The sequence below is a fragment of the Micromonospora chokoriensis genome (genome assembly GCF_000718555.1).
Lineage (GTDB): Bacteria > Actinomycetota > Actinomycetes > Mycobacteriales > Micromonosporaceae > Micromonospora > Micromonospora chokoriensis_B.
This window is the reverse complement of sequence record NZ_JOAN01000018.1, coordinates 1-17,301: the sequence shown is the minus strand read 5'-3', so window position 1 is coordinate 17,301 and position 17,301 is coordinate 1. Positions and strand designations below refer to the sequence as shown.

At 72.3% G+C, this 17,301-nt stretch carries 13 protein-coding genes; 6 read left to right on the top strand and 7 right to left on the bottom strand.

Features of this window, described 5'->3' with window-relative positions; genetic code table 11:
* Positions 1-33: 33 nt before the first annotated feature.
* Positions 34-594 (bottom strand): NADPH-dependent FMN reductase, encoded by a 561-nt coding sequence (locus IF46_RS0123370; RefSeq protein ID WP_030490509.1) that lies wholly within the window; start codon positions 592-594, stop codon positions 34-36.
* Positions 595-731: 137 nt separating this feature from the next.
* Between IF46_RS0123370 and IF46_RS0123365 the strand changes: the two genes are divergently transcribed.
* Positions 732-1,205 carry a MarR family winged helix-turn-helix transcriptional regulator gene (locus IF46_RS0123365; RefSeq protein WP_030490508.1) on the top strand — a complete coding sequence of 158 codons (474 nt, stop codon included), beginning with the start codon at positions 732-734 and terminating at the stop codon, positions 1,203-1,205.
* Between the two features lie 11 nt (positions 1,206-1,216).
* Here the strand turns inward: IF46_RS0123365 and IF46_RS0123360 are convergent, their stop codons facing one another.
* The 5 genes from IF46_RS0123360 to IF46_RS0123340 form a co-directional block, all read right to left on the bottom strand.
* Entirely contained in the window at positions 1,217-3,013 is a 1,797-nt protein-coding gene (locus IF46_RS0123360; RefSeq protein WP_030490507.1) for an IucA/IucC family protein, read from the bottom strand.
* A 47-nt stretch (positions 3,014-3,060) separates the two neighbouring features.
* The gene (locus IF46_RS0123355; protein WP_036393034.1) at positions 3,061-3,669 is read right to left on the bottom strand and encodes a GNAT family N-acetyltransferase; all 609 of its coding nucleotides are present in this window, start codon (positions 3,667-3,669) and stop codon (positions 3,061-3,063) included.
* Positions 3,666-4,943 carry a lysine N(6)-hydroxylase/L-ornithine N(5)-oxygenase family protein gene (locus IF46_RS0123350; protein ID WP_030490505.1) on the bottom strand — a complete coding sequence of 426 codons (1,278 nt, stop codon included), beginning with the start codon at positions 4,941-4,943 and terminating at the stop codon, positions 3,666-3,668. Before IF46_RS0123350 ends, IF46_RS0123355 begins: the two co-directional genes overlap by 4 nt.
* Before the next feature lie 35 nt (positions 4,944-4,978).
* Positions 4,979-6,526 (bottom strand): pyridoxal phosphate-dependent decarboxylase family protein, encoded by a 1,548-nt coding sequence (locus tag IF46_RS0123345; protein ID WP_051724099.1) that lies wholly within the window; start codon positions 6,524-6,526, stop codon positions 4,979-4,981.
* A gap of 80 nt (positions 6,527-6,606) precedes the next feature.
* Positions 6,607-7,638 carry an ABC transporter substrate-binding protein gene (locus IF46_RS0123340; RefSeq protein WP_030490503.1) on the bottom strand — a complete coding sequence of 344 codons (1,032 nt, stop codon included), beginning with the start codon at positions 7,636-7,638 and terminating at the stop codon, positions 6,607-6,609.
* A 73-nt stretch (positions 7,639-7,711) separates the two neighbouring features.
* On the opposite strand from IF46_RS0123340, the gene IF46_RS0123335 reads away from it, so the two are divergent.
* The 5 genes from IF46_RS0123335 (at position 7,712) to IF46_RS0123315 (ending at position 13,360) form a co-directional block, all read left to right on the top strand.
* Positions 7,712-8,824, top strand: a complete 1,113-nt coding sequence (locus tag IF46_RS0123335; RefSeq protein WP_030490502.1) for an iron chelate uptake ABC transporter family permease subunit — start codon at positions 7,712-7,714, stop codon at positions 8,822-8,824.
* A 67-nt stretch (positions 8,825-8,891) separates the two neighbouring features.
* Positions 8,892-9,920 (top strand): FecCD family ABC transporter permease, encoded by a 1,029-nt coding sequence (locus IF46_RS0123330; RefSeq protein WP_030490501.1) that lies wholly within the window; start codon positions 8,892-8,894, stop codon positions 9,918-9,920.
* Positions 9,921-9,949: 29 nt separating this feature from the next.
* Positions 9,950-10,762, top strand: a complete 813-nt coding sequence (locus IF46_RS0123325) for an ABC transporter ATP-binding protein (protein ID WP_030490500.1) — start codon at positions 9,950-9,952, stop codon at positions 10,760-10,762.
* Positions 10,759-12,813, top strand: a complete 2,055-nt coding sequence (locus IF46_RS0123320; RefSeq protein WP_030490499.1) for a penicillin acylase family protein — start codon at positions 10,759-10,761, stop codon at positions 12,811-12,813. The genes IF46_RS0123325 and IF46_RS0123320 overlap by 4 nt, the downstream gene beginning before the upstream one ends.
* Positions 12,803-13,360, top strand: a complete 558-nt coding sequence (locus tag IF46_RS0123315; protein ID WP_030490498.1) for a GNAT family N-acetyltransferase — start codon at positions 12,803-12,805, stop codon at positions 13,358-13,360. The genes IF46_RS0123320 and IF46_RS0123315 overlap by 11 nt, the downstream gene beginning before the upstream one ends.
* Positions 13,361-13,423: 63 nt before the next feature.
* On the opposite strand, the gene IF46_RS0123310 is transcribed toward IF46_RS0123315, so the two are convergent.
* On the bottom strand, positions 13,424-17,137 hold the full coding sequence (locus IF46_RS0123310) for a S8 family serine peptidase (RefSeq protein ID WP_030490497.1): 3,714 nt from the start codon (positions 17,135-17,137) through the stop codon (positions 13,424-13,426).
* Positions 17,138-17,301 lie beyond the last annotated feature (164 nt).

Below are 17,301 nucleotides of genomic sequence, written 5' to 3'. Positions count from 1 at the left end.
CCCCCGCGGCCGTTTCCGGGAAGCACGAAACGCTCAGCCCTTGCGCAGCGGCGCGAGTGCCGTGCTCCAGGCGACCACCTGGTCGAGCGTGGCGGCCAGCGAGTCCTGGTGGAACTGGTTGGGCTTGAAGACGCTGAAGTTCTCGAAGTCGGTGAAGAGCGACAGCGCGACCTGCGAGCGCACGTCGGCCATCTGCAGCTCGCCGGAGATCAGACGCAGGTGCTCCACGGCGCGCGTCCCGCCGACCGAGCCGTAGCTGACGAAGCCGACGGCCTTGTTGTTCCACTCGGCGTAGAGGAAGTCGATCGCGTTCTTCAGGGCACCCGAGGTCGAGTGGTTGTACTCGGGGGTGACCATGACGAACCCGTCGAACGACGCGATCGTCTCGGCCCACCGCTTGGTGTGCGGCTGGGTGTACTGGCCCATCGAGGGCGGGTACGCCTCGTCGAGGTGCGGCAGCTGGTAGTCGAGCAGGTCGATCAGCTCGTACTCCGCGTCGGAGCGCTGCTTGGCGATCTCGAGCACCCAGCGGGCGACGGCCTCGCCGTTACGCCCCGGGCGGGTGCTTCCGAGGATGATCCCGATCCTGGTCATGTGTGGCGCCTTTCAGAGGTCCTTGCCTGACGGCCGGAACGCTAGCCATTGCTTGCTCGGTCAAGCAAATATCTGGGCTATGGGCGTGGTCACACGGAGAGTGAGCACTTGCTGAGTCAAGCAAGTATGATAAGAGGATGCCCAACGCCTCCCCAGAGACTCCGCAGCCCCTGACCCCCGATGAGGAGTCCCTGGTCCGCGCCCTGGGCCAGGTGATGCACGTCCTGCCCCGCGCGATCGACGCCGACATGGTCGGTGACCGTCAGCTACCGCTCACCGAGTACACCGCGCTGATGAACCTCTCCGAGACACCGGGCCGGCGGATGCGCATGAACGAGCTGGCCGCGCTCTGCCACCTCTCGCTCAGTGGCATGACCCGCACGATCATCCGGCTGGAGACGCAGGGCCTGGTCCGGCGGGAACGGTGCGAGGAGGACGCGCGCGGCTGGAACGCCGTCCTCACCGACGCGGGCTTCGCCCGCCTGGAGGAGTCCTGGCCCAGCCACCTGGCGGCCGTACGCCGCCGGTTCCTCCAGCACTTCGCGGGCTTCGACCTCGACGTGCTGGCCCGCGCGTTCCAGCGGGCCGGCACGTCAGAGACGACCGGCTGAGCCGACGTCGGTCACCGGGCCGGAGCGTGGGCGGCGAGCGGGTTGGTGAGGGTGCCGACGAACTGGAGAGCCGCCGACGGGTCGGCCAGGTCGATCATCTGCTGGTTGTTGCGCAACTGCAGCCGGTTGAGGCAGGAGAGCGTGAACTCCGGGGCGAACAGGTCGTAGTGGCGTACCCGCTCGGCCAGGTGCGGAACCCGGTCGAAGTAGTCGGCGGCGCACGCCGCGACCGTACGCCAGAAATCGTCCTCGGCGAGCACACCAGCCTCGACCAGGACCGCGTTGAGGTGCCGCAGGAAACAGTCCACCACGTCGGTGAAGATGGTCAGCAGCTTGGTGTCGTCGGGCACCTCGACGCGGATCCGCTCCACCGCTTCGGGCAGCTCGACGTCGCCGCTCATCACCGCGATCTCCTCGGCGATGTCCTTGAAGATCACCCGCTGGACCGTGTCCTGCTCGTCGAGGACCAGGATGACGTTCTCGCCGTGCGGCATGAAGGCCAGGTCGTGGGCGTAGAAGCTGTGCAGCAGCGGGGTCAGGTAGGCGTCCAGGTAGCGGCGCAGCCACGCCTCGGGCGTCCGGCCGGACCGGGCGATCAGCGCCGCCGCCAGCGAGCCGCCGTCGTCGTCGACGTGCAGCAGCGCGGCCATGGTGGACAGTCGCTGCCCCGGCGCCAGGTCGGGCACCGGGCTCTCCCGCCACAGGGCGGCCAGCATCTTGCGGTACGGGGAGGTGCGCTCGGTCGCCGCCTCGTACTGCCGGTGCCGGTAACCCACCGCGGCCCGCTCCCGGATGACGGTCAGGCCGGTGCCGGTCAGCACCTCGTCGGAGGCGATCAGGTCGGCCAGCCAGTCGTTGATCGCCGGGGTGGCCGCCATGTACGCGGCCGACAATCCTCGCATGAAGCCCATGTTCAGCACCGACAGCGCGGTCTTGACGTAGTGCCGACCCGGCTCGCTGACGTTGAAGAAGGTGCGGATGGACTGCTGGGCGAGGTACACGTCCGGGCCGGGGCCGAGGTGCACCAGCCGGCGCTCGGCCAACTCCCCGGCGAAGGTGACCGCCAGCTTGTTCCACCACTGCCACGGGTGCGCCGGGATCAGGTGGTAGTCGGCGAGGTCCAGCCCGAGATCGGCCATCGTGGCCGCGAACCGGGCCCGGGTCTCGGCGTCCAGCTCGCCCTCAATGAGCGTGTCGTAGTCGAGGTCGGCGGCGCTGCTGAACGTCGAGTGGTCCCGGTGCGCGGCCAGCCACTCCAGCCGCACCGGCGCTGCGGCCTCTGGGGCGTACCTGTGGTACTCGTCGACGCCGAAGCCGAGCCGGCCGTTGTTGGCCACGAAGCAGGGGTGTCCCTCGGTCATCGAGGTCTCGATGGTCTGGAAGTCCGCCTCGGCCAGCTCAGCGGCGCTCGGCGCGGCCTGGGCCAGCTTGTACGCCGTACCTGCCAGCGTCGAGGTGATCTCCTCCAGGTAGACCGGGAGCACCCGCGCGGAGAGCCCGAGGGTGGCGCGCAGTTCGACGATGAGGTCCACCGCGTCCGGTGCCAGCGACTCGCCGTCGCGGTGCCGGGTGATGCTGTCCGCGTCGATCTGCCAGTGCGCCAGGGCGAGCACCCGCGCCGCGAACCGGTAGGTGACCGTGCCGTCGTCGCTGCGGACCTCGTACCACTGCCGGTCGTCGGGGCCGGGCACGGCTTGCGGGGTGAGCAGCCGCTCGTGGGTGAACTCGGCGAACGCCTTGCGGACCAGCAACCGGTTGGCCCGGGCCCAGCGCTGCGGGGTGAGATGTCCGACCGGGTCGCCGGGCACGGCGTGCTCGGCGTAGGAGGACGGTTGGGTGGGGACGGCGGTGGTGGTCACGCCGGGGCTCCTTCGATTCGGGTGGCGGCGGCGCGGTCGGCGGCGGCACGGTCGGCGGCGGCCTGGAACTGGGCTCGGGTGCAGACGCTGAGCAACGCGTCCTTCTCGGGCTTGGCGATCGGGCCGACGACCGCGAAGCCGACGGCGGCGTTCAGCGCGTGCACGGCGGTGTTGCGTACGTCCGGCTCGACCACCACCCGCCGGGTCGTCGGGTCGGCGAAGAGCCACGCCATGACGGTGCCGATCACCGCCCGGGTGAAGCCGTGCACGGGCGTGTCGACCGGCGCGCAGAGGAAGTGCATGCCCACGTCACCGGGCTGGTGATCGTAGCGGCCGACCAGCTCGACGTGGGCCGGGTCGTAGCGCTCCGCGAGGAAAGCGGGCCTCCCCCGCCACAGCCCGAGGTACGCGTCGTGGTGCGGGTGCTCGGCGATCCGCCGGTACTCCTCGGTCACCTGGGCCTGATCGGCGTCCTGCATCAGCCAGAACGCCGCCTTCGGGTGGGTCACCCAGGAGTGCAGCAGCGCCGCGTCGGCGTCCGGATCGAGCGGCCGCAGTGCGAACTCACCGAGCCGGTCGTCGACGCGGGTGAAGACGGTGGTCACGACGTCACCCCGAACTCCTGGAAGGTGATGCTCTTCTCGATCGGGTAGTGCTCCCGGCCGAGCAGCTCACGGATGATCCAGGAGTTGCGGTAGGCGCCCATGCCCAGGTCCGGTGAGGTGATGCTGTGCGTGTGGGTGCCGGCGTTCTGCAGGAAGATGCCCCGCCCGCTGTGGTCGATGCTGTAGTTGCGGGCCACGTCGAAGCGCCCGTGCGCGTCCCAGCGGATCCGGTCGCGCACCGGCGTGAGGAACTCCGGCACCCGGTAGTGGTAGCCGGTAGCCAGGACGAGGCCCTCGGTACGCAGGGCGAAGTCGCGCTCCTGCTCCGCCTGGCGCAGCCCCAGCGTGTACTCCCCGTCCTGGTAGTCGGCGCTGACCAGTTCGGTGTTGGTGAGCAGGCGGGTGTTCACCGGTCCGTCGACGCTGTGCGCGTAGAGCAGGTCGAAGATGTCGTTGATCAGGTCGGCGTTGATTCCCTTGAACAGGCCCTTCTGCTCGGACTCCAGCCGGTAGCGGGTCGCCTCGGGCAGCGCGTGGAAGTAGTCCACGTAGTCCGGTGAGGTCATCTCCAGCGTCAGCTTGGTGTATTCGAGCGGGAAGAACCGCGGTGACCGGGTCACCCAGTTGAGCTGGTAGCCGTACCTGTCGATGTCACCGAGCAGGTCGTGGTAGATCTCGGCGGCGCTCTGCCCGCTGCCCACCACTGTGATGCTGCGCTTGGTGCGCAGCGCCGCCCGGTGCTCCAGGTAGTGGGAGTTGTGCACGGCGTCGCCGGGCAGCTCGGCGACGGCCGGGGGCAGGTGCGGCGGGGTGCCGGTGCCGAGCACCAGGTGCCGGGCCCGGTATTCGACGGTCTCCCCCGCGCCGGTGCTGGCCCGCACCACGTACCGCTCGTCGGTGGAATCGAACTCCACGTTGGTCACGGTCTGACCGAAGCGCAGGTTCGGCAGCTTCGCCGCCGCCCACCGGCAGTACGCGTCGTACTCGCTGCGCAGCGGGTAGAAGCTCTCCCGGATGTAGAACGGGTAGAGCCGGCCGATCTCCTTGAGGTAGTTGAGGAAGGAGTACGGCGACGTCGGGTCGGCGAGGCTGACCAGGTCGGCGATGAACGGGGTCTGCAACCGGGCCGACTCCAGCAGCATGCCGGGGTGCCAGGCGAGGCTCGGCCGGGCCTCCAGGAACACCCCGTCCAGCTCGTCGATCGGCGCGGTGAGGCAGGCCAGACCCAGGTTGTACGGGCCCAACCCGATGGCGATGAAGTCGTGGGTGGACATCGGTGTCTCCAGGCGCGGGTTCGTGGTCACCGGCGTCAGCCGACAGGGCAGGTCAGGTCGGCGTCGGCGTCGACGTGGTCGTGCACGTACCGGCCGGCGTGGGTGGCGATCAGGTCCAGCACATAGCCGACGTCGTCGACGGTGGTGGCCGGGTTGAGCAGGGTGAACTTCAGGAAGTGCCGGCCGTCCACCCGGGTTCCGGCGACCACGGCGAGACCGGACGCCGCGAGGGCCTCCCGGGCGTGCAGGTTGGCGGCGTCGGCCAGCTCCCGGCCGGGGCCGGTGGGCAGGTAGCGGAAGACCACCGTGCTCAGCTCGGAGCGGGTCACCACCTCGAAGCGGGGGTCCTCGCTGACCAGTTGCCAGGCGTCGGCGGCCCGGTCGACGACGTCGTCGAAGAGCGCGCCGAGCGCGTCCGGGCCCATCACCCGCAGGGTGAGCCAGAGCTTCAGCGCGTCGAAGCGGCGGGTGGTCTGCAGGCTCTTGTCGACCTGGTTGGGGATGCGCTGCTGCACCATCCGAGCCGGGTTGAGGTAGTCGGCGTGGTAGGTGGCGTGCCGCAGCACCCGCTGGTCGCGGACCAGCAGCGCGCTGGAGCTGACCGGCTGGAAGAACGACTTGTGGAAGTCGACGGTCACCGAGTCGGCCCGCTCGATGCCGTCGAGCAGGTGCCGGCGCGTCGGTGAGACGAGCAGACCGCAGCCGTACGCGGCGTCGACGTGCAGCCAGACGCCGGCCGCCGCGCAGATCGCGGCCAGCTCGGTGAGCGGATCGATCGAGCCGAAGTCGGTGGTGCCGGCGGTGCCGACGACGGCCATCACCACCAGACCAGCCTCGCGGCACCGCTCGATCTCCTCGCGGACGGCCGCCGCGGAGATCCGTCGCCGAGTGTCGGTGGCCACCGCGATGACCGCGTCCGGGGCGAGGCCGAGCAGCTTGGCCGACTTCTGCACGCTGAAGTGACCGGCGGCGGAGGTGAGCACGCGCAGCCGGGGCAGCAGCTCGGCGCGGGCCGCCGGGCCGACCGCGTCGACACACGCCTCCTCCCGGGCCAGCAGCAGCGCCTGGAGATTGGACTGGCTGCCACCGCTGGTGAAGATGCCGTCGGCGCGGGGGCCGAGGCCGATCCGTTCGGCGGTCCAGTCGATCAGCCGCCGTTCGATGAGGGTGGCCCCGGAGCTCTGGTCCCAGGTGTCCAGCGAGGAGTTCACGGCGGTGAGCACCGCCTCGCCGAGCAGCGCCGGGATGGCGACCGGGCAGTTGAGGTGCGCCAGGTAGCGGGGGTGGTGGAACCAGACGGCGTCGCGCAGGTAGACGTTGTCCAGCTCGTCCAGTGCGGCGCCGGCGTCGCCCAGCGGCCGGTCCAGGTCCACCCGGTCGACCAGGGGGGCCAGCTCGGCCGGGGTGATCCCGGTGACCGGACGGTCCACGGTAGCCACCCGGCGGGCGACCCGGTCGACGCCGTCGGCGATGGCCTGACGGTACTGCTCGACCGAGCCGCCATGCAGCAGCTGGGCTCGCGCGGCGGTCGACGCCGATGGCGGCGCGGTGCTCTCGACGGCGGGGTACGTCGGCACGGTCACGGAATGTCCTTCCACGTTCTCGATGAGGGGCAGCCGGAACCCACCCCAGGCGCGGCGATGCGCCTCGGGGGTGGTCTCGGTCAGCTGACCTTCTTCGCGTTCCGGATGGCGGTGGCGAGGTTCTCCAGCAGCGGCGCGGAGCCGGCGTACGAGAAGCGGGGCACCGCGTCCCACGGGCTCACCTGGTTGGCCTTGACCGCCGGCAGTTGCTGCCAGGTCGGCTTGGCGGTGAGGTCCTTGGCCTGCAGCGCGGTGCTGCGGTTGTCCAGCAGGATCAGGTCGGCCGGGAACTTGCCGGCGCTCTCCCAGCTCAGCGCCTCGAAGTAGTCGCCGGCTTCAAGCTTGGTGGGGACCACGATGTCGACGCCCAACTCGGCGAAGTACATCAGGTCGGTGCTGACCTTCGGGTTGGAGACGTAGAAGAGGTCGGGGCTGCCGGAGCAGGCCATCACCTTGATTCCGGGGTTGGCCTTGACCGCCTGCCGGACCGCGTCGGCGGCGGCGTCGAAGCGGGTCTTCGCGTCGGTGACCTTCTTCGCGGAGAGGTCCGCGCCGAGCGATTCGGCCAGCGCGGCGTACCGCTCGATGGGCTTGGTCATGGGCACCCGGGCGGTGGTGATCGCCACGCTGGGCGCGAGCGGGAGGATCTTGGCCTTGCTCTCGTCCGGCACGTACCAGAGGGCGTCCGGGTCGTACATGTGGGTGACCAGCAGTTCGGGGCGCAGGGCCGCGTACTTCTCCAGGCTGAACTCGCCCCACACGTTGCCGAGGATCTCGACGGCCTCGATGTTCAGGTCGCCGGCTTGCGGGTCGGCCGTGCCGTCGGCGCGCTTGGTCTCACCGAACACACCTACGAGCTGCTTGTCGAGACCGAAATCGATCAGCGCCGCCGCCACGCCGGTGAAGGCCACCACGCGGGTCGGGCGGGCCGCCGCCTCGACCTTCGTGCTGCGGTCGTCGGTGAACGACCAGGGGCCACTTCCGGTGCCGGTAGCGGGCTTCGCGGCGTCGTCCTGGCCACAGGCGGCGAGCAGGGTGGCCAGCGTGGCGGCGCCGCCGGCGGCCAGCAGGCCACGGCGGGTGAGACGACGAGCGGACAGGGCATCGGGCATGGTGTTGTCTTTCGATCAGGGGTTGGCCGGGGTCGACCAAGGCAGCGGGGTTAGGTTAGCCTAACCTCGGTCATTGTCAACAGCGGTTCGCCGAGTCGCCACCACCCCGGAGCCCACACTGGACGCCACACCCACCGTCACCCGACCGGCACCGCCCGTGCCGGCCAGGGAACCGGCCGTACCCCCGAGCCGGCGTGGTCGTCGTGCGGCCCGCGCCGCCGGCCTGGTCACCGCCGTGGCACTGCTCGCGGTGATCGTGGTGCTCAGCATCGCGGTCGGCGCGAAGGCCATGCCGCTCGCCGACGTCTGGTCCGGCCTGCTGCACCGCGACGCCACCGAGTACGCGGTGGTGCACCGGATGCGCCTGCCCCGCACCCTGCTCGGGCTGCTCGCCGGCACCGCGCTCGGCGTGGCCGGCGCGGTCATGCAGGCCCTCACCCGCAACCCCCTGGCCGACCCCGGGCTGCTCGGCATCAACGCCGGCGCGTCCGCGGCCGTCGCCACCGCTGCCGCGTTCCTGGGCGTCACCGCCGTCGGCGGGTACGTCTGGTTCGCGCTGCTCGGCGCGGCGGTGGTGACCGCGCTCGTCTACGCCGTCGGCGGCGGACGGGGCGCCACTCCGGCCCGACTCGCGCTGGCCGGCGCGGCGCTCAACGCCACCCTCTACTCGTACGTCAGCGCGGTGATGCTGCTGGACACCGCCTCGCTGGAGCGGCTGCGCTTCTGGACGGTCGGCTCGCTGGCCAGCGCGGACTCCGCAACCGTGACCCGGGTGCTGCCGTTCATCCTGGTCGGGCTGCTGGTCGCGCTCGGCGCCGCCCGTCCGCTGAACGCGCTCGCGCTCGGCGATGACGCGGCGCGAGCCCTCGGCGCTCGACCCGCGCTGATCCGCGTCGCCGTGATCGTCGCGGTCACCCTGCTCTGCGGCGCGGCGACCGCCGCGTGCGGCCCGATCGTCTTCGTCGGGCTGCTGGTGCCGCACCTGGTGCGGGCCCTGACCGGCCCGGACCTGCGCTGGCTGCTGCCGTACTGCGCGGTGCTCGCGCCAGCGCTGCTGCTCGGCGCCGACGTGCTCGGCCGGGTGCTGGGTCGGCCCGGCGAACTCCAGGTCGGCATGGTGACCGCCGTGCTGGGCGGCCCGCTCTTCCTGTGGCTGGTCACCCGCCGACGGGTGGCCCAACCGTGAGCGAGCGAACCAGCAGGCTCAGCAGCGTGACGCCTCGCGTCATCGCGCAGCGAAGCGGAGCGATGGCGTGAGCGTTCTGCGTACTCCTGGGGGGTTGTCGTTGCGGTTCCGGCCCCGCGCGTTGGGCGTCGGAGCCGGCGCGGCGCTGCTCGCGGCCGGGTTCGGCCTGGTGGCCCTGGGCAGTGGCGACTATCCGATGGGGCCGGCCGACGTGCTGCGCACGCTGATCGGCGGTGGCACCCCGGCGGAGCAGTTCATCGTGCACGAGCTACGGCTGCCCCGGCTGGTCACCGCCCTGCTGGTCGGTGCGGCGCTGGCTCTGGCCGGCACGGTGTTCCAGTCGCTGGTCCGCAACCCGCTGGGCAGCCCGGACATCCTGGGCTTCACTCAGGGCGCGTCGACCGGCGCGCTGGTGGTGGTCGTCCTCGGCGGCAGCAGCCTGGCCCTCGCGGGCGCAGCGGTCGTCGGTGGGCTCGGCACCGGCCTGGCGATCTACGCGCTCGCCTGGCGGCGCGGAGTGCACGGCTACCGGCTCATCCTGGTCGGCATCGGCGTGGCCGCGATCCTGACCGGCGTCAACGGCTACCTGCTGACCCGGGCACCGCTGATGGACGCCGCCCGCGCGGTGCTCTGGCTCACCGGCAGCCTGGACGGGCGGGGCTGGGCCAACGCCGGGCCGCTACTGGCCATCCTCGTGGTGTTGGCGCCGCTGGTGCTCGTCGGCTGTGCCCCGGCGCTGCGGATGATGGAGTTGGGCGACGACGCGGCCAGTGCCCTGGGCGTGCCGGTACGCCGGCTGCGCCTGGTGCTGCTCGCCGCGGCCGTGCTGCTGGTCTCGTTCGCGGCAGCCGCCGCCGGTCCGGTGTCCTTCGTGGCGCTCGTCGCCCCACACCTGGCGAAACGGCTGACCCGGGCACCGGGCCCGAACCTGGTGCCGTCGATGACCGTCGGCGCGGCGCTGCTGGTCGGCGCCGACCTGCTGGCCCAACGCGCGTTCGCCGGGCACCAACTGCCGGTCGGCGTGGTGACCGGCGTGATCGGCGGCGGCTACCTCGTCTGGCTGCTGGCCGTGGAACGCCGGGCGGGCCGGCTGTGAACACCCGTGACGCCCTCGAAGGAGCACCCATGCGACCCGGCGATTCCCGGCTCGGCGGCACCTCGCTGACCCTCGCCTACGACCAGCGCACCATCGCCGAGGACCTGACCGTGGCGGTGCCCGACAAGTCCTTCACGGTGATCATCGGCCCGAACGCGTGCGGCAAGTCGACGCTGCTGCGCGCGCTGTCCCGGATGCTGCGCCCGAGCGCCGGTGCGGTCCTGCTGGACGGACGGGACATTCACGACCTGCCGGCCCGCAAGGTGGCCCGTACGCTCGGCCTGCTGCCGCAGTCGTCCATCGCACCGGACGGCATCAGCGTCGCCGAGTTGGTCGCCCGGGGCCGCTACCCCCATCAGGGGCTGCTGCGGCAGTGGTCGCGCGAGGACGAGCGAGTGGTCGACGAGTCGATGGCCGCGACCGGGGTCGACGACCTCGCCGACCGGCCGGTGGACGAGCTGTCCGGCGGGCAGCGGCAGCGGGTCTGGATCGCCATGGCGCTGGCCCAGCAGACGCCCCTGCTGCTGCTCGACGAGCCGACCACGTACCTCGACATCGCCCACCAGATCGAGATCCTGGACCTCTGCGCCCGGCTGCACGAGGAGCAGGGCCGCACGCTCGTCGCGGTGCTGCACGACCTGAACCACGCGGCCCGCTACGCCACCCACCTGATCGCCATGCGCGACGGACGCGTGGTGGCCGCCGGGGAGCCGGCGTCGGTGGTCACCGCCGACCTGGTGGCGGAGGTGTTCGGGCTGCCCTGCCGGGTCATCGACGACCCGGAGACCGGCACCCCGCTCGTCGTCCCCGCGGCCCGACGCCGCGCCACCACGCCGGCATGAGCGCGCAGCGTTTCCGTGACCCGTGGGGGGTACCGCACCTGCGGGCCGACGACCCGCTCGCGCTGGCGGCGGCGCAGGGCCGGGTGACCGCGTACGACCGGGCCTGGCAGATCGAGGTGGAACGGCACCGGGCCCGGGGCACCAGCGCGGCGTTTCTCGGCCCTGACGCGCTCGGCTGGGACCGGTTCGTCCGGCAGGTCCGGCTCGACGACACCGCACGCCGCTGCCACGCGGCGCTCGATGAGGCGACCGCCGAATGGGTCGGCGCCTACGTGGACGGCGTCAACGCCGGTCTCGCCGCCGGGGCGGCCCGGTCGCCGGAGTTCGCCGCCACCGGGCTGCACCCCGGCCGGTGGGAGCCGTGGACACCGCTCGCCGTCTGGCTGGGCCACCACATCCTGTTCGCGGGGTTCCCCGGCAAGCTGTGGCGCGAGCATGTGGCGCAGCGGCTCGGGCCGGACGCGGTCGACGCGTTCGCCACCGACGGGCCGGCCGTCGCCGGCAGCAACGGGTGGCTGCTCGCCGCCGAGCGCACCGGCACCGGGGCCGCGCTGCTCGCCGGCGACCCGCACCGGTTCATCGAGGATCCGGGCGTCTACCAGCAGATCCGGCTGGCCTGCCCAGAGTACGACGTGGTGGGGCTCGCGGTGCCGGGCGTGCCGGGCATCGCGCACTTCGGGCACACCGGTGCAGTGGCCTGGGCGATCACCAACGCGATGGCCGACTACCAGGACGTGTACGCCGAGCGGCTGCGCCGCGACGGCCCCCGGGTGCAGGCGCTCGGCCCGGACGGCTGGCGACCGGCGTACCGCCACGTCGAGACGATCGAGGTGGCCGGGGCCGACCCGGTCGAGGTCGAGGTGGTGGAGACCGACCGGGGTCCGGTGATCGCCGGTGGGCCGGACGACGAGACGGCGCTCAGCCTGCGCTACCCGCCCCGGGTCCGTGGTGACCTCGGCTTCGCGACGCTGCCGGAGCTGCTACGGGCCCGCACGGTAACCGATGTGGACCACGCCCTGCGGCACTGGGTGGAGCCGGTAAACGTGGTACAGGCAGCGGACACCGCCGGAGGGCTGCTGCACCGGGTCGCCGGGGCGGTGCCGCTGCGGCACCCGGAAAACGGCCGGCGGGTGGTCCCCGGGTGGGACGCCGCGCACGCCTGGCAGGGCTGGTACGCGCCGATGCCCTCGGCCGAGGTGCGCGGTCGGGCGGTGATGGCCAACGAGCGTGGGCTGGCGGCGCCGCTCGGGGTGGAGTTCGCCCCACCGCACCGGGCGCACCGCATCGCCGAGCTGCTCGACGCCGGTTCGGCCTGGACGGCCGACGAGTTGGCCACCGTGCACACCGACACGTACCTGGGCGCGGCCGGGCCGCTGCTGGCAGTCCTGCAACGGCTGACCGGCCTCGGCCCGGCCGCCGCCGCGCTGCGCGATCGGTTGCTGCGCTGGGACCGCCGGATGGCCGCCGACAGCACGGACGCGGCGGCGTACGCCATCCTGCGGGCGGCGCTCGTACGCCGGATCGCCGCTGACCCGGCGCTGGCCGCGCTGAGCGAGCTGCCCGCGTACCCCGAGGTGTTCGCGCCCTGGCTGGCGCTGACGCCGCGCGTCGGTTACGCGCTGGAGCACCTGCTCGGCGCGGCCCCGCTGTCCGGTGTGGACATCACCGCGCTGGTCCGCGCGGCGGCCGAGGAGGTCGGCGACGCGACGGCCGCGACGGCGCCCTGGGGGGACCTGCACCGGCTGGCGCCGTGGCGGGCCCTGCCCGGCCCGGACACCGGCCCCGGCCCTCGACTCGACGGCGACCACGACTGTGTGTTGGCCACCTCCAGCGTGCCGGGGGTCACCCACTGGTGCTTCCGGGGGCCGGCGGCGCGCTTCGTGTGGGACCTAGCCCGGCGCGCGGACAGCCGCTGGGTGGTCCCCCACGGTGCCTGCGGCGTGCCTGGCGACCCGCACCACGACGACCAGAGCCCTGCCTGGCTGGCCGGGGAGTTGCTGCCGGTCGTGACGGACTGGGACCGCCTCGTTGAGGAGCCAGATGAACACTGATCAGCAGCACTACCGCAGCGACGTCACCGGGTTCGGGGTGGTCACCATCCGTGCCGTGCGGCCGGACCACGACGTCGACCTGCTGCACGGGTGGGTCACCCAGGACCGGGCCCGCTTCTGGGGGATGCGGGAGGCGAGCCGCGAACGGGTGCACGAGATCTACGCGTACCTGGACTCGCTGAGCACCCATCACGCGTACCTGGTGCACCGCGACGGCGTCCCGGCCGCGCTGGCCCAGACCTACCAGCCCGAAGCCGACCCGGTGGGCGAGTGCTACGACGTACGCCCCGGCGACATCGGCGTCCACCTGCTCATCGGGCCACCGGTGGCAGCCGAGCGCGGGTTCACCGGCGCGCTGTTCGGGGCGATCCTCGACTTCGTCCTCGCCGATCCGCGCCGGCTACGGGTCGTGATGGAACCCGACGCCCGCAACGACCGGGCCGTCAACCGGTTGCTGCGCACCGGGTTCCGGCCCGGGCCGCTGATCGACCTGCCGGAGAAGCACGCCCGCCTCCTCTTCCTCGACCGACCGGCGACCACCGGCTGAGACGGGGCCGGCCGCCGGCCAGGATGCGCGAGGCACCCCGACCGGCGGCCGGTCACCGTGGCGTCAGCGCAGGCCGAACGCCCTGGTGATGCTCTGACTCACGGTGTTGCCGGCGGTGTCCCGCGCGGTGCTCCGCAGGCTCACGAAACCGGCCTTCGCTGGTGCCGCCAACGCGCTACGCCAGCCGTCGCCGTGCCGGGTCAGTCGCTGCTTCTGCCAGGTCGCCCCGTCGTCGTAGGACACCTCGACGGTCACCGCGCCGATCGTGCCCGTGACGCCGGGCAGGTGGGAGGCGACCACGGTCAGCGGCGCCCGCCGCGATGCCCTGCCGGTGGAGTCGATGGCCACCTGGTAGTCCAGCTGGATCATCGGCAGCACCTCGGTCGCCTCCTCCCCGGTGGCCGCCGAGCGGAAGCTCCACTCGGTGCGGGTCTGCCGGGAGTACGGGTTGGTCCAGGCCGCCCGGTCGTTCTCCACCACCAGCCGGTACGGCAGTCGCTCAGACGCCAGCCCGGAGACCTGGAGGTACTCGGCGTTACCCCAGTTCAGCTCCTTGTCACCCTGGTAGAGGGTGGTCCGGTTGACCATGTCGAAGTTGGCGTACGCCTCCCCGATGTGACCACCCCCGTCGCCCCAGCCGGGTGCGGGCAGGTAGACGGTGTCCAGGTACCGGACCGGCACGTAGCTCCCGCCCATCCGGGGTCGCTGGATCGGCCCGAACCAGTGGACGCTACTCGACTTGCCGGCCGGGTACGTCGTCACCGCCTGCAGGTGCTGACCGGTCTCGCCGGCGATGAACGCGTCGTCGACCCACCGCTGGTCGGCACTCACCCAGTCGGTGCGTCGGCCCTGCGCCGGGGCGGTCTCCTGGTTGCTCGACGCCCAGCCGCGCCAGATGTCGGTGCGGAACTCCAGCGCCTTGCCCTGCCGGTAGTTGCGGAACTCCACGTCAACCCGGGCCAACTCCCGCTTCGTGGGCCGGTAGGTGGGATCGGCCGGCACCGCGCCGCTCCAGTGGTGCGCCACGTCGTACAGGTAGGTGGTCTCCGGGTGCGACTCGACGGTGAGCCGCACCGCGCCGTGCTCCAGCGCGGCGATGAGCTGCCCACCCTGGTCGGCGCCGAGGGTTGCCACGGTCACCGGGGCCGGGCTCTCCGCGCTCCACGGCGCCTCGTCCCAGGGCTCAAGCCGGCCGACGCCGTCGTTGACCACGAGCAGCAACTTCGCCCCGGCCGCCGCGGCGGCCTGCGCCTGGGTGGCGATGTCCACGCTGTCGCTGCGGCGCACCACCACGGCCCGGTCCCGGACCGGCCGCTTGGCCAGCCCCGTCGCCGACGCGTCGGCGACATAGACCGCGTCCAGCTGACGACGACCGGCCGGCAACTCCGGGGTCGACCGCTTCACCAACAGATCGTCGTACGAGCGACCGCCCGCCGAGATGCTCAGGGCTGGCTGCTCCAGCCGCCACCGGGCGCCGAACTCGAACTCGCCGTCGGTGACCGGGCGGCTCGTCGGCAACGCCCACAGGCTGTCGTACGAGTCGTTGGGCAGCACCTGACTCTCGGTGAGACCGTTCTTCGTGGACCGGTGGATGTCCATCCGCAGCGAGGTGGCGGTTGCCTCCTGTGGCACCTTCGCCTGCACCTGCCGGGCGGCGCGCGCGTCCAGGGTGACGGTGCGGTCGCGGTCCAGGTTCACATCGGTGAAGCTGAGCATCGCCATGCCCTTGGAGTGCGGCCCGTGCACGCCACGCACGTCGGTGGAGAGCCAACCGGTCCAGCTCGCCACCGGCAGCCGCAGCGTCGCGGTGCCGGTCTCGGGCAGGTCCACGGCGGTGAACAGAGTGTCGGTGGTGAGGATGACCTTGCCGGCGAGCGGTGTGCCGTCCCGGTCCTTGGCGACAAGCGTCAGGTTCTGCCGCTGGCCTTCCTTGCCGGCGCCGATCAGGGTGCGGCCACGTACCGTACCGGCGTCGTCGGTGGCGACGATCATGCCGCTGACCTGCCTCTCCACCGGCAGCTTGTCGTACGCGGCGGTCACCGTCACGGTGGCGGTGCCGCCCGCCGGCACGGTGACCCGGTCGGCGGAGAGCGCGAAGAGGCCGGCCGGCGCGGTGGCCGCGTCGAGGGCCAGCTTCAGTGCGACCGGCGCGCTACCGACGTTGGTGTAGGTGACCGTCCGGTCGACGGTCATGTTCGGCTGCTGCGGCCACGCCTGGAAACCGGAGTAGGCGCTCGGGGTGGCGAAGACGGTGGCGTGCGCGGCGGCGACCGCGTCGACCCGACCGGCACCCGCCTGGTACGGGTTGTACTCGGGGGTGGCCTTGACCGTGCTGACCAGCGCCTCCTTGATGCGCTGACCGGTCCAGTCCGGGTGCGCGGCGGCGACCAACGCGGCCGTGCCGGCCACGTGCGGGGTGGCCATCGACGTGCCGCTCATCAGCGTGTAGTCCCCGGAGCCACCGCGCACGTAGTGGGATCGGGCCGCCAGGATGTCCACCCCGGGGGCGGTGATCTCGGGCTTGAGCCCGCCGTCACCGGCGCGGGGGCCCTGGCTGGAGAACTCGGCGAGGTGGTCGGCGGCGTCGACGGCGCCCACGGTGAGCGCGGAGTCGGCGGCGCCCGGGCTGCCGATGGTGGCCGGGCCGCTGTTGCCGGCGGCGATCACGAAGAGGGCGCCGGTCTCGGCGCTGAGTCGCTCGACCGCCTGGCTCATCGGGTCACTGCCGTCGGTGGCCGCACCACCCAGGCTCATGCTGACCACCCGGGCCTTCTGCTCGCGGGCCGCCCACTCCATGCCGGCGATGATCCACGAGTCGTGCCCGCTGCCCTCGCTGTTGAGCACCTTGCCGACGTGCAGACGCGCGCCGGGGGCGACGCCCCGCTCCGCGCCACCGGACGCGGCGCCGGTGCCGGCGATCGTCGAGGCGACGTGCGTGCCGTGCCCCTTGTAGTCGAGGATGTCGGGCTCCTCGGGCACGAAGCTGCTGGACTCTGCGATCTGGCCGACGAGGTCGGGGTGTTCGGCGTCCGCCCCCGAGTCGAGCACCGCGACGTCGACACCGGCAGCGGTGTTGCCCTCGGCCCACAGCTTCGGCGCACCGATCTGCGCGGTCGACTCGGCCAGGTCGGCGTGCACCCGGCCGTCCAACCAGACCTTCGCGATGCCGTTGGCCAGCATCGGGGCATCGCCCGTACGACGGGTCGAGCCGGCGGTGAGCGCGGTCCAGAACCGGTCGGCGGCGGCGCGCTGGCGGGTCAACGCCGCACCCTGCACGCTCTCCAGCGGGCGGACCAGCTCGGCGCCGTCCACGGCGGGGCGGGTGCGGTTGCGGGCCGCGGCGTCGGTCATCGTGACGATCAGCGGAAGCGCGTCGGTGTGCGCGTCGTCGTAGCCGTCGGCGATGAGGTCGGTGACGTTGAACAGTCGCCGGTCCAGCACACCGCTTGTGACATAGGACAGCGCGGCGTCCGGGTAGACGTAGGTGTCGCCGTCGCGCACGGTGCGGTGGAAGCTCGGGGTGCTGCCGTCCGGCCGGCGCACGGTCGACACCGTGCTGCCGTCCGCCGCGGTGGTGACCGTGACCGTGTCACCGGTGATCAGGGTGACGGTGGACGCGCGTCCGGCGGCGGCCGGGGGTTGGCCCACCGGGCGGTCGGGGGTGTTCGGCGGGGCGGCGGCCGCCCCTGCGGCGGGTGGGGTGAACCCGGCCGCCAGGGTGAGGGCGGCGCCGAGGGCGATAAGCCCGGATCGGCGACGCCTGGAAGACAGAGCCAAGATGACCTCTTTGTGTCGAGAAGCGGTACGCAGCACAGCATCGATGCCACACCCACCCCTCGCCCCCACCCCACCGAGACGCACTTACGCCATGACGCAACCCCGCCACCCCACCCGCAGAAAGTCAAGCCTCCACCGCCCGGCCGGCTTTGCCCCCTGCCGCC

Excerpts from the sequence above, each read along its gene's own strand:
- IF46_RS0123340 (WP_030490503.1), bottom strand. The coding sequence starts at position 7,638 with ATGCCCGATGCCCTGTCCGCTCGTCGTCTCACCCGCCGTGGCCTGCTG.
- IF46_RS0123350 (WP_030490505.1), bottom strand. The coding sequence starts at position 4,943 with ATGTCCACCCACGACTTCATCGCCATCGGGTTGGGCCCGTACAACCTG.
- IF46_RS0123315 (WP_030490498.1), top strand. The coding sequence starts at position 12,803 with ATGAACACTGATCAGCAGCACTACCGCAGCGACGTCACCGGGTTCGGG.
- IF46_RS0123325 (WP_030490500.1), top strand. The coding sequence starts at position 9,950 with ATGCGACCCGGCGATTCCCGGCTCGGCGGCACCTCGCTGACCCTCGCC.
- IF46_RS0123320 (WP_030490499.1), top strand. The coding sequence starts at position 10,759 with ATGAGCGCGCAGCGTTTCCGTGACCCGTGGGGGGTACCGCACCTGCGG.
- IF46_RS0123365 (WP_030490508.1), top strand. The coding sequence starts at position 732 with ATGCCCAACGCCTCCCCAGAGACTCCGCAGCCCCTGACCCCCGATGAG.
- IF46_RS0123370 (WP_030490509.1), bottom strand. The coding sequence starts at position 594 with ATGACCAGGATCGGGATCATCCTCGGAAGCACCCGCCCGGGGCGTAAC.